Genomic DNA, 13,206 nt, shown 5'->3' with positions numbered 1-13,206 from the left:
AGTTGTAGCAGAGAATATTTCAAGCTATTACTTTTAGTAGCTACCAATAAAACGGACCCTGCTTAGGCAATTACTTGATCACAAGGTTGTGATCAGATCATGAGGACATGGTCATGCTAAATAAATTCAAACAAATACAAGAACAATGGGGTGGCTCTAATGAGGTCATCGATCATTGGCTCGAAACTCGACAGTCTCTAATCGTTGAGTATTGTAAGCTAGGTGCCTTGCAGCCAGCTAGCAACGGGCAATCAAACGTTGTTGAACTCCCTTCCCCTAAAGAAATAAGCTCATTCTGTGATCATGTTGTCGATTATATCTCAGAGGGTCATTTTAAGATCTACGATATGGTCATGAAAAAATGGCAAGCAACAGGCTTTAAAACCAATGACGAGATTGATACAACTTACGCGAAAATCGTACTTACAACCGAGCCGCTTCTAGAATTCAATGATAAGTACGTTAAAGTAAATGCAGACGATGAGTTGCCTAACTTCGAAGGAGATATGTCCAAAGTAGGTGAACTACTCGAACTACGTTTTGAAGTAGAAGATAATCTTATCCAGCTTATTGCAGACAGTTTAGCGATTCCACCAGGCGCTTAGTTAGCCGAATCCTTAATAAGCTTGCCTCTGTGCAAGCTTTTTGTTTTGTCTGTAAGGTTATCCAAACTACCCAGAACCTTTCAGACAGAGCTTACTCGCTCGCCCTGACCTTTAGCCATAAGCATATGGTTACAGCCCTAATCAGCCTAGTCATCTCTACCCTTTATCTTACTGGCCTCAAAGAGCACTCTTCAGGACATAAATCCAACCTCACCAGCTAGATAAGCACACCTATCACTTTATAAGTCATAGCTAAATACCAATACGCCAGATACAAAAAAGGCACCCGAAGGTGCCTTTTTCTTATCTCTTAGAGACTACTCGTAGAGCTTACTCTTCTGAAGAGAAACCAGCGTTTAGAAGTGCTGCTAGATTGTCAGTAGCTTGTTCAGCTGAAGGACCTTCTTGCTCTTCTTCACGTTGTTTTTGACGCTCTTGGTGGTATGCGAAACCAGTACCAGCTGGGATCAGACGACCAACAATTACGTTCTCTTTCAGACCGCGAAGGTCATCACGCTTACCAGAAACCGCAGCTTCTGTTAGTACGCGAGTCGTTTCTTGGAACGATGCAGCTGAGATGAATGACTCAGTTGCAAGAGATGCTTTAGTAATACCTAGTAGATCACGTTCGAAACGTACTAGTTCTTTACCTTCAGCTTCTAGCTTACGGTTAGCAATCTTAACATTGTGGTACTCAACTTGTTCGCCAGGTAGGAACGGAGAGTCACCAGAATGAGTGATTGTACACTTACGTAGCATTTGACGAACGATAGTCTCGATGTGCTTATCGTTAATCTTTACGCCTTGTAAGCGGTAAACTTCTTGAACTTCGTTCGCGATGTACTGAGTTACTGCGTGGATACCACGTAGACGCAGGATATCGTGTGGAGTTTCAGGACCGTCGGCGATTACATCACCACGTTCAATCTTCTCACCTTCGAACACGTTCAATTGACGATGCTTAGGAATCATCTCTTCGTAAGCGTCACCGCCTTCACGAGTGATTACTAGACGACGCTTACCTTTCGTTTCTTTACCGAAAGACACAGTACCTGTGTGCTCAGCAAGGATCGCAGGCTCTTTAGGCTTACGAGCTTCGAATAGGTCAGCTACGCGTGGTAGACCACCGGTGATATCTTTGTTTCCGCTCGATTTTTGAGGGATACGAGATAGTGTGTCACCGATGCCAACTTCAGCGCCATCTTCGATGTTTACAATCGCTTTGCCAGGTAGGAAGTAGTGAGCTGGCATATCAGTACCAGGGATCATTACGTCGTTACCTTGCTCATCAACAAGTTTGATAGCTGGACGCATATCTTTACCTGCTGCTGGGCGAGCTGCTGCGTCTGTAACTTCACTTGAAGAAAGACCCGTTAGATCGTCAGTTTGACGAGAAACTGTAATACCATCAATCATATCTACGAATTGGATACGACCTGCCACTTCAGTGATGATTGGCATGGTATGCGCTTCCCAGTTAGCTACAACTTCACCAGCAGTAACTGCTGCGTTGTCGCCTTTGGTTAGCATCGAACCGTAAGGAAGTTTGTGCTTCTCTTTAGTACGGCCGAATTCATCAATAATCGTCATCTCAGATGCACGAGAAGTGATAACCAGTTTCTTATCTTTGTTAACTACGAACTTAGCATTGTGAAGTTTCACAGTACCAGTTGTCTTAGCTTGGATGCTGTTCTCTGCTGCTGCAGTAGATGCCGCACCACCGATGTGGAACGTACGCATCGTTAGCTGTGTACCCGGTTCACCGATAGATTGTGCAGCGATAACACCAACTGCTTCACCTTGGTTCACTAGGTGACCACGTGCTAGGTCACGACCGTAACACTGTGCACAACAACCGAAGTCTGCATCACAGGTAACAACAGAGCGCACTTTCATGCTATCTACTGAGTTGTCTTCCATGATTTGACACCACTTCTCATCAATCAGAGTATTACGTGGAATCAGTACATCTTCAGTACCAGGCTTAAGAACGTCTTCAGCTACTACACGACCTAGAGCAAGCTCAGAAAGTGCAACTTTAACGTCACCACCTTCGATGTGAGGCATCATGTCGATACCTTCATGCGTGCCACAGTCATGTTCGTGTACTACAACGTCTTGAGCAACGTCTACTAGACGACGAGTTAGGTAACCCGAGTTTGCTGTTTTCAGTGCTGTATCCGCAAGACCCTTACGAGCACCGTGCGTTGAGATAAAGTACTGAAGGACGTTTAGACCTTCTTTAAAGTTCGCTGTGATCGGCGTTTCGATGATTGAACCATCTGGACGCGCCATCAGACCACGCATACCTGCTAGCTGACGAATCTGAGCTGCAGAACCACGTGCGCCCGAGTCGGCCATCATGTAGATGCTGTTGAACGATTCTTGCTGTTCTTCTTCGCCGTCACGGTTGATAACTGTTTCAGAAGATAGGTTATCCATCATTGCTTTCGCAACGCGGTCATTCGTAGATGCCCAGATATCGATAACTTTGTTGTAACGCTCACCCGCAGTAACAAGACCAGATTGGAATTGCTCTTGGATTTCGCGAACTTCTTCTTCAGCAGATTCAATTTCATCGTATTTCGCTTGAGGTACAACCATATCGTCGATACCTACAGAAACACCAGAAAGTGCAGCGTATGCAAAACCTGCGTACATGATTTGGTCAGCAAATACTACTGTATCTTTTAGACCAAGCTTACGGTAACACTCGTTAAGAAGAGTAGAGATCTGCTTCTTACCTAACTTTTGGTTAACGATGCTGTACGGTAGGCCAGCTGGAACGATTTGCCATAGCATTGCACGGCCGACAGTTGTATCAACCATCTTCGTTTCAGTAGTGCTGTTACCATCTTCGTCTACTACAGTCTCGGTGATACGTACTTTAACGCGAGCGTGTAGCTCAGCAGTCTTAGTACGGTATGCCTTTTCAGCCTCAGCAGGGCCAGCAAGGTACATACCTTCGCCTTTCACGTTGATCTTGTCACGTGTCATGTAGTAAAGACCCAATACAACGTCCTGAGAAGGTACGATGATCGGATCACCTGACGCTGGCGACAGAATGTTATTCGTCGACATCATCAGTGTACGTGCTTCAAGCTGTGCTTCTAGAGTTAGAGGCACGTGTACCGCCATTTGGTCACCATCGAAGTCGGCGTTGTATGCCGCACACACTAGTGGGTGAAGCTGAATCGCTTTACCTTCGATTAGTACTGGTTCAAACGCTTGGATACCTAGACGGTGAAGTGTAGGTGCACGGTTAAGTAGTACTGGGTGTTCGCGGATTACTTCGTCCAGGATATCCCAAACGATAGCTTCTTCGCGCTCTACCATCTTCTTAGCAGCTTTGATTGTCGTAGCCATACCACGAGTTTCTAGCTTGCTGTAGATGAACGGCTTAAATAGCTCAAGTGCCATCTTCTTAGGAAGACCACACTGATGTAGACGAAGGTATGGACCTACTGTGATTACAGAACGGCCAGAGTAGTCTACACGTTTACCTAGAAGGTTCTGACGGAAACGACCTTGTTTACCCTTGATCATATCAGCAAGAGATTTCAGAGGACGCTTGTTAGAACCAGTGATAGCACGACCGCGACGACCGTTATCTAGAAGTGCATCAACAGACTCTTGCAGCATACGCTTTTCGTTACGTACGATGATGTCCGGAGCAGCTAGCTCTAGAAGACGCTTCAAACGGTTGTTACGGTTGATCACACGACGGTAAAGGTCGTTCAGATCTGAAGTCGCAAAACGACCGCCATCTAGTGGTACTAGAGGACGTAGATCTGGCGGCAGAACCGGAAGTACAGTCAGAATCATCCATTGCGGATCGTTACCCGATGCAATGAACGCTTCAACTAGCTTCAGGCGCTTAGTAACTTTTTTACGCTTAGTTTCTGAGTTAGTCGTTTCTAACTCTTCGCGCATTTCTTCCACTTCTTGATGAAGGTCCATTGTTGCAAGCAGATCTTTGATCGCTTCAGCACCCATCTTAGCAGTGAATTCGTCACCCCACTCTTCTAGACGATCCAGATACTCTTCTTCAGTAAGCATCTGAGATTTTTCTAGATCAGTCATACCAGGTTCAGTTACTACGTACATCTCGAAGTAAAGAACACGTTCGATATCACGTAGAGGGATATCCATTAGTAGACCGATACGAGACGGCAGTGATTTTAGGAACCAGATGTGAGCAACTGGTGAAGCTAGCTCGATGTGGCCCATGCGGTCACGACGAACTTTAGTTTGTGTAACTTCAACGCCACACTTCTCACAGATAACACCACGGTGCTTCAGGCGCTTGTATTTGCCACAAAGACATTCGTAGTCTTTAACTGGACCAAAAATACGTGCACAGAACAGACCATCACGTTCAGGTTTGAACGTACGATAGTTAATTGTTTCCGGCTTTTTAACTTCACCAAAAGACCATGAACGGATCATGTCTGGTGAAGATAGACCGATTTTGATTGCATCAAATTCTTCGGTCTTATGCTGTGCTTTTAGAAAGTTTAATAAGTCTTTCACATTCAGCTCCTGTAAGGAGTTAAAGGAGCTCACTGCTGTAGCAAGCTCCCTTTTACCAAATAATCCTATCTTCTTTTAAAAAGAAGGAGGGATTACTCTTCGTCTTCTAGCTCGATGTTGATACCTAGCGAGCGAATCTCTTTCAACAGTACGTTGAACGACTCAGGCATACCAGGTTCCATGCTATGGTTACCGTCTACGATGTTCTTATACATCTTAGTACGGCCGTTAACGTCATCTGACTTAACTGTTAGCATTTCTTGTAGAGTATATGCAGCACCGTATGCTTCTAGTGCCCATACTTCCATCTCACCGAAACGCTGACCACCGAACTGAGCTTTACCACCAAGTGGTTGCTGAGTTACTAGGCTGTAAGAACCAGTTGAACGAGCATGCATCTTGTCATCAACCAAGTGGTTCAGTTTCAGCATGTACATGTAACCAACAGTTACAGGACGCTCAAACGAATCACCAGTACGACCATCAAACAGTTTAAGCTGACCAGATTCTGGCAGATCACCCAGTTTAAGTAGTTCTTTGATTAGAGACTCAGAAGCACCGTCGAACACAGGAGTAGCAATCGGTAGACCGCCACGTAGGTTCTTGATCAGTGTACGAACTTGATCATCAGACAGTTCAGCAATATCAACTTTCTGACGAGTATCACCAAGATCGTAAACCTTCTGTAGGAACTCACGGAACTTATGCAGTTCTTGTTGTTCCTTAACCATTTGGTTGATCTTGTCACCGATACCTTTCGCAGCCAAACCTAAGTGAACTTCTAGGATCTGACCGATGTTCATACGCGATGGTACACCCAGCGGGTTAAGTACGATGTCTACAGGCTGACCTTTCTCATCGTATGGCATGTCTTCAACAGGGTTAATCTTAGAGATTACACCTTTGTTACCGTGACGACCGGCCATCTTATCACCAGGCTGGATACGACGTTTAACCGCTAGGTAAACTTTAACAATCTTAAGAACGCCAGGCGCTAGATCATCACCTTGAGTGATTTTACGACGCTTAGTTTCAAACTTCTTATCGAAGTCTGCTTTTAGCTCATCCCACTGCTCAGCAAGTTGCTCAAGCTGTGTTTGTAGCGCATCGTCTTCTAGAACTTGCTCTAGCCATTGCTTACGACCGATAGTATCAAGCTTAGCTTCAGAGTAACCACCAGACAGAAGTACAGCTTTAACACGGTTAAGAAGGCCACCCTCAAGAATTTGGAACTCTTCAGTTAGGTCTTTCTTAGCTTCTTTAAGCTGCATCTGTTCGATTTCAAGTGCACGCTTGTCTTTCTCTACGCCATCGCGAGTGAAGACTTGTACATCGATGATAGTACCCGAAACAGAGTTTGGTACACGTAGAGAAGTATCTTTAACATCAGATGCTTTCTCACCGAAGATAGCACGTAGCAGCTTCTCTTCAGGAGTCAGTTGAGTTTCACCTTTAGGGGTTACTTTACCAACTAGGATGTCGCCACCCTTAACTTCAGCACCAATGTAAACGATACCTGACTCGTCTAGTTTAGACAGAGCAGACTCACCTACGTTTGGAATATCAGCTGTGATCTCTTCAGAACCCAGCTTAGTATCACGAGCCACACAAGATAGTTCTTGGATGTGGATTGTCGTGAAACGGTCTTCTTGAACTACGCGCTCAGATACTAAAATCGAGTCTTCGAAGTTGTAACCGTTCCAAGGCATGAATGCGATACGCATGTTTTGGCCAAGAGCTAGTTCACCAAGGTCTGTTGAAGGACCATCAGCAAGAACATCGCCACGTGCAACTGGTTCACCAGGAAGTACAGTTGGACGTTGGTTAATACATGTGTTTTGGTTCGAACGCGTGTACTTAGTTAGGTTGTAGATATCGATACCAGCTTCGCCAGGTACCAATTCATCTTCGTTAACCTTAACTACGATACGAGAAGCGTCTACAGACTGAACTTGACCACCACGTTTAGCAACCGCTGTAACACCAGAGTCAACTGCGATGTTACGTTCGATACCAGTACCTACTAGAGGCTTATCAGCCTTAAGTGTTGGTACAGCTTGACGTTGCATGTTGGCACCCATCAATGCACGGTTCGCATCATCGTGTTCTAGGAACGGGATAAGCGAAGCAGCGATAGATACTACTTGGTTTGTCGCAACGTCCATGTAGTCAACGTGATCGCGTGGGTGAAGACCAGATTCACCTTTTTGACGAGCTGTGATTAGCTCATCTGCAAACGTACCTTCTTCAGTAAGAATGGTGTTTGCTTGCGCGATTACGAATTGACCTTCCTGGATTGCAGACAGGTAATCAACTTCTTCTGTTACTACACCATCTACTACACGACGGTACGGAGTTTCTAGGAAACCGTAATCGTTACAACGTGCAAACGCAGATAGTGAGTTAATTAGACCGATGTTTGGACCTTCAGGCGTTTCGATCGGACATAGACGACCGTAGTGAGTTACGTGAACGTCACGTACTTCGAAGCCTGCGCGCTCACGAGTAAGACCACCAGGACCTAAAGCAGAGATACGACGTTTGTGCGTAACTTCTGACAATGGGTTGTTTTGGTCCATGAACTGTGAAAGCTGTGAAGAGCCAAAGAATTCTTTAACTGCAGCAGAGATCGGCTTAGCGTTGATAAGATCTTGAGGCATGATTGCATCAAGGTCACCAAGGCTTAGGCGCTCTTTAACGGCACGTTCTACACGAACTAGACCAACACGGAATTGGTTTTCTGCCATTTCACCTACAGAACGGATACGACGGTTGCCAAGGTGGTCGATATCGTCCACTTCACCAATACCGTTACGGATACCAATCAGTTTCTTCATCACTTCGATGATGTCTGATTCATCCAGAGTACCGCGCTCTTCTTCTTCTTCACGCTCGATAGAGCTGTTGAACTTCATACGGCCTACAGTTGATAGGTCGTAACGTTCTTCAGAGAAGAATAGACTTTCGAATAGAGACTCTGCAGCTTCTTTCGTTGGTGGCTCGCCAGGACGCATCATGCGGTAGATTTCTACCAATGCAGAGATGCGATCTACTGTGCTATCTGCACGTAGAGTGTCTGACATGAATGGACCGTGATCTAGGTCATTCGTGAACAGAGTTTGTAGAGCCTTGTGGCCTGCTTGAGACAGGTTAGCAAGAGCTTCTAGGCTAATCTCTTGGTTCGCGCCAACGATGATCTCGCCAGTTGCTTCGTTGATGTAATCTTTAGATGCAACTTTACCAACGATGTACTCTACTGGTACTTCGATGTGCTCAACGCCATCTTTTTCAAGTTGACGGATATGGCGAGCAGTAACACGACGACCAGTCTCAACGTAAGTTTTACCGTTTGCTTCGATGTCGAATGACGCAGTTTCACCACGTAGACGATCAGGAACCAACTCCATAAGAAGAGTTTGGTCTTTAACTTCGAAGTTCACCTTGTCGAAGAACAGATCTAGGATCTCTTCAGTCGATTTACCAAGTGCACGAAGAATAATCGATGCTGGTAGCTTACGACGACGGTCGATACGTACGAATAAGTTATCCTTAGGATCGAACTCAAAGTCTAACCATGAGCCACGGTAAGGAATTACACGTGCGTTATAAAGAACTTTACCTGATGAGTGGGTCTTACCCTTATCACTGTCGAAGAACACGCCTGGGCTTCGGTGCAGCTGGGATACGATAACCCTCTCGGTACCATTAATTACGAAAGTACCATTGTCTGTCATAAGCGGAATTTCGCCCATGTAGACTTCTTGTTCTTTAATGTCTTTTACAGTACCTGCTGGTGCATCTCGATCAAAGATAACTAGACGTAGTTTTACGCGTAGTGGCTTTGAGTAAGTAACACCGCGGATTTGACATTCTTTAACGTCAAAAACTGGCTCACCAAGACGGTAGCTAACGTATTGCAGCTCAGAATTGCCGTTGTAGCTCTGAATTGGAAATACAGAACGGAAAGCAGCTTCAAGACCGTATTGACCTTCTGGATCCTGTTCGATGAATTTGTCGAAAGAATCAAGCTGGATCGATAACAGGTATGGAATGTCCAAAACTTGTGGACGAGTACCAAAATCCTTACGGATGCGCTTTTTCTCGGTATAAGAGTAAACCATGGGGTTCCTCAGCTCGCTGATAAGTGACCCAAACCACCCAAAACACTCTTCAGAGGGGGTGGTGACAAACAGCTGTTTAGTGGTAGTGAACAATCATTTCGAAAAAATGACTGTTTTTTTGCTCGGATTATGACGGTTAAACAGCGGAAATTTCGTCATAGCCCTACAGCGCAAAAAGGCCGGTGGTTAATAAACCACCAGCCATTAGCCTTGCGGCTATGAAATTAAGTAATAATTACTTGATTTCAACAGAAGCGCCAGCTTCTTCTAGCTGTGCTTTAAGAGCTTCAGCTTCAGCTTTGTCAACGCCTTCTTTAAGCGCTGCAGGAGCTGAGTCTACAAGACCTTTAGCTTCTTTAAGACCTAGGCCAGTTGCGCCACGTACAGCTTTGATAACTTGTACTTTGTTAGCGCCAGCAGCAGTTAGGATAACGTCGAATTCAGTTTGCTCAGCAGCAGCGTCGCCGCCAGCTGCGCCACCAGCTACAACTGCAGCTGCAGCTGAAACGCCGAATTTCTCTTCCATAGCTTCGATAAGCTCAACAACTTGCATTACAGACATTTCTGCAACTGCGTCTAGGATTTGCTCGTTAGTAATAGACATAACAATTCTCTTTTAAGTCAACAATAAGTTTAATTTGCAACCAGTGAAAAGCAAGGCTTAAGCCGCTGCTTCTTCTTTTTGGTCACGTAGTGCAGCGATAGTACGAACCAGCTTGCCAGCAGAAGCTTCTTTCATGCACATCATTAGGCGTGCGATAGCTTCGTCGTAAGTTGGTAGTGTCGCTAGTACTTCAGCATCAGTAACTGCGCCTTCAAATGCAGCAGCTTTGATCTCGAAATCTTTGTTCTCTTTAGCGAAGTCTTTGAAAAGACGCGCTGCAGCACCTGGGTGCTCGTTAGAGAACGCGATCAGAGTTGGACCAGTGAAAGTGTCTACTAGACACTCGTAGTCTGTACCCTGAACCGCACGGCGTGCTAGTGTGTTACGAACAACTTTCATGTAAACACCCGCTTCGCGAGCTTGTTTACGTAGAGAAGTCATTGCGCCAACTTCAACGCCACGAGAATCAGCTACAACTGCAGAAAGTGCACCACTGGCAGCTTCGTTGACTTCAGCAACAATTGCTTTTTTGTCTTGAAGATTTAAAGCCATTTGGATTAACCTCTGGTTGTGATTACAGCACCCAATACAAAATGTATTGAGCGTTTACGATGTTATTTAAAAATGAATAAATCCACTTCAAACCACAACATCGCCTACGTAGGTTTTATTAAGCTATCAATAATCTAATGAAAATCGACAACGCCTACGGTCTTGGGATAGATGATTTCAAATTGCTTTAAAACCACCCAACCACAAATATTAGGCGCAGAAGTATACACTAAATCTGCGCCTAAGCAAATTAGTTTGCTTGAGTATCAAGACTAGCTTGATCAACAGCAACACCAGCACCCATCGTAGTAGAGATGCTTACTTTCTTCAGGTAAGAACCCTTAGCTGAAGAAGGCTTAGCTTTCTTAAGAGCAACTAGAAGTGCTTCTAGGTTCTCTTGAAGCTGGTTAGCTTCGAAAGATGCTTTACCGATAGTAGTGTGGATGATGCCGTTCTTGTCGTTACGGTAACGAACCTGACCAGCTTTAGCGTTCTTAACCGCTTCAGCAACGTTAGGAGTTACAGTACCAACTTTAGGGTTTGGCATAAGGCCGCGTGGACCTAGGATTGTACCTAGTTGACCAACAACACGCATTGCATCTGGAGAAGCAACAACTACGTCGAAGTTCATTTCGCCTTTTTTCACTTGCTCAGCAAGATCTTCCATACCAACGATATCTGCGCCAGCAGCTTTAGCAGCTTCTGCGTTTGCACCTTGAGTGAAAACAGCAACGCGGATGTCACGGCCAGTACCGTGAGGTAGCACAGTTGCGCCACGAACGTTTTGGTCAGATTTACGAGCATCGATGCCTAGGTTAACAGCAACGTCTACAGACTCAACGAATTTAGCAGTCGCTAGTTCTTTTAGAAGAGCAACAGCTTCGTTGATTTCGTATTCTTTAGTTGAGTCAACTTTGTCGCGGATTACGCGCATACGCTTAGTAAGTTTAGCCATGATCTTATCCCTCTACCACTAGGCCCATTGAACGAGCAGTACCAGCAATAGAACGTTTCATTGCTTCGATGTCAGCACCAGTCATATCAGCAGCTTTAGTTTCTGCGATTTCCTGAACTTGAGCGTCAGTAACAGTACCAACTTTCTCAGTGTTTGGACGACCTGAACCAGACTTAACGCCAGCAGCTTTCTTAAGAAGAACAGCAGCAGGTGGAGTCTTAGTTACGAACGTGAAAGAACGGTCGTTGTAAACAGTAATAACTACTGGAGTAGGTAGACCTTTCTCAACAGATTCTGTTTTTGCGTTGAACGCTTTACAGAATTCCATGATGTTCACGCCGTGTTGACCTAGAGCAGGACCAACCGGTGGACTTGGGTTTGCCATACCAGCTGCAACTTGCAGTTTGATATAAGCTTCAACTTTCTTAGCCATGATATTTCCTAATATTTTGGGTACATGCGCTAGCCGCAAGGCGAGCTCCCCATAAATTCAATTAACTCTTTTTCACTTCCACAGAAGCAAAAAGGCGCGAAATTATAATCATAATTCGCGCCTTTAACAACCCTAAAAAGGTGATTTTTTATACTCTTTTATTTTGAACAACTTATGAAGTATTTATCCACAGCTTGTTCAAAACTTAGAGTTTTAGTCCAGTTTTTCAACCTGACCAAATTCAAGCTCAACCGGTGTTGCACGACCAAAGATCGATACAGATACCTTAATGCGGCTTTTCTCGTAATCTACTTCTTCAACAGTACCGTTGAAGTCAGCAAATGGACCATCGTTCACACGAACCACTTCACCCGCTTCGAACATTGTCTTAGGACGTGGAGACTCGCTCGCTTTCTCTAGACGGTTCAAGATAGCATCAGCTTCTTTATCAGTGATTGGTGCAGGACGATCAGAGGTACCACCAATGAAGCCCATAACACGCGGAATGCTGCGTACTAAGTGCCATGATTCATCATTCATGATCATTTGAACTAATACGTAGCCAGGGAAGAATTTACGTTCACTTTTACGGCGTTGGCCTGCACGCATTTCCACTACTTCTTCAGTAGGTACTAGCACATCGCCAAATAGTTCTTCCATGTTGTGCATTTTAATATGCTCGCGTAGCGACTGTGCAACACGACCTTCAAAGCCAGAAAAGGCTTGAACTACATACCAACGTTTTTTTGGAGCTTCACTCATGAATCAGAACCCTCTACACCCCAGTTGCTAGAGAAACTAGACGGACCATAATGCCGTCAATTCCCCAAAGCACTAGAGACATAACAATACATACAGCTAAAACGATCAATGTAGTTTGCATAGTTTCTTGGCGAGTAGGCCAAACAACTTTACGAATCTCCATACGAGATTCTTTTGCAAAATCGATCGCAGCTTTACCTTTAGTTGTTGTTGCTGCAACGCCTAGTGCGGCAGCAATCAGCACAACTACACCTGCAGCGCGAATTACAACAGACAATTCACCATACAGGTAATTACCCACAACAGCAGCAGCCAACAGAACAAAAGCGACAATCCACTTCATTGTATCTGCTGCACCTGAGCTATCAGGAGTTTCAGCGTTTGCTTTCATAAAACCAACCTGTGATAAGTCTTAAATATAGACGACAATAACCCCGCTGTTGCAGGGCACATTCCTTTGCGTTGCAAAACAACACATCTAACAGTCATTTTAGTCAAAAAGACCGTTTAATTCTTTGCTAAGAGCAAAAATCGATGTCAAAACATCCAACTCTTTTTTTAGCGCAGAAAAAGGGCATCAAATGATGCCCTTTTTACTAGTGGTTCGTCAAATCTTATGCAAAGATTTTAGCTACAACACC

At 44.8% G+C, this 13,206-nt stretch carries 9 protein-coding genes; 1 reads left to right on the top strand and 8 read right to left on the bottom strand.

Translation table 11 applies throughout. The features are described from left to right. Positions 1 to 107: 107 nt before the first annotated feature. A complete protein-coding gene (locus AB4263_RS14250) occupies positions 108 to 605 on the top strand; it encodes an Rsd/AlgQ family anti-sigma factor (RefSeq protein WP_032546263.1) in 498 nt (165 codons plus the stop codon). A 330-nt stretch (positions 606 to 935) separates the two neighbouring features. Here AB4263_RS14250 and rpoC read toward each other — a convergent pair whose 3' ends face one another. The 8 genes from rpoC to secE form a co-directional block, all read right to left on the bottom strand. Then, on the bottom strand, positions 936 to 5,138 hold the full coding sequence (gene rpoC, locus AB4263_RS14245; protein ID WP_017060527.1) for a DNA-directed RNA polymerase subunit beta': 4,203 nt from the start codon (positions 5,136 to 5,138) through the stop codon (positions 936 to 938). A 92-nt stretch (positions 5,139 to 5,230) separates the two neighbouring features. Then, positions 5,231 to 9,259, bottom strand: coding sequence for a DNA-directed RNA polymerase subunit beta (rpoB, locus tag AB4263_RS14240; RefSeq protein ID WP_017060526.1), 4,029 nt, complete (start codon positions 9,257 to 9,259; stop codon positions 5,231 to 5,233). A gap of 235 nt (positions 9,260 to 9,494) precedes the next feature. After that, positions 9,495 to 9,863: a 50S ribosomal protein L7/L12 gene (rplL, locus tag AB4263_RS14235; protein WP_017060525.1), complete on the bottom strand. Its 369-nt coding sequence runs from the start codon at positions 9,861 to 9,863 to the stop codon at positions 9,495 to 9,497. 57 nt (positions 9,864 to 9,920) lie between these two features. Further along, the gene (gene rplJ / locus AB4263_RS14230; protein ID WP_017060524.1) at positions 9,921 to 10,415 is read right to left on the bottom strand and encodes a 50S ribosomal protein L10; all 495 of its coding nucleotides are present in this window, start codon (positions 10,413 to 10,415) and stop codon (positions 9,921 to 9,923) included. 250 nt (positions 10,416 to 10,665) lie between these two features. Next, on the bottom strand, positions 10,666 to 11,370 hold the full coding sequence (gene rplA, locus AB4263_RS14225) for a 50S ribosomal protein L1 (protein ID WP_017055917.1): 705 nt from the start codon (positions 11,368 to 11,370) through the stop codon (positions 10,666 to 10,668). A 4-nt stretch (positions 11,371 to 11,374) separates the two neighbouring features. Next, positions 11,375 to 11,803: a 50S ribosomal protein L11 gene (gene rplK, locus AB4263_RS14220; RefSeq protein WP_010435555.1), complete on the bottom strand. Its 429-nt coding sequence runs from the start codon at positions 11,801 to 11,803 to the stop codon at positions 11,375 to 11,377. Between the two features lie 213 nt (positions 11,804 to 12,016). Then, a complete protein-coding gene (nusG, locus tag AB4263_RS14215) occupies positions 12,017 to 12,565 on the bottom strand; it encodes a transcription termination/antitermination protein NusG (RefSeq protein ID WP_010435556.1) in 549 nt (182 codons plus the stop codon). 13 nt (positions 12,566 to 12,578) lie between these two features. Next, the gene (gene secE, locus AB4263_RS14210) at positions 12,579 to 12,956 is read right to left on the bottom strand and encodes a preprotein translocase subunit SecE (protein ID WP_010435558.1); all 378 of its coding nucleotides are present in this window, start codon (positions 12,954 to 12,956) and stop codon (positions 12,579 to 12,581) included. Positions 12,957 to 13,206 lie beyond the last annotated feature (250 nt).

Origin of the sequence: Vibrio sp. 10N.261.55.C5, from assembly GCF_041470505.1 — a bacterium.
GTDB classification, from domain to species: domain Bacteria; phylum Pseudomonadota; class Gammaproteobacteria; order Enterobacterales; family Vibrionaceae; genus Vibrio; species Vibrio crassostreae_C.
Note: the sequence above shows the minus strand (reverse complement) of the source record. Positions and strands in the feature narration are given on the sequence as shown.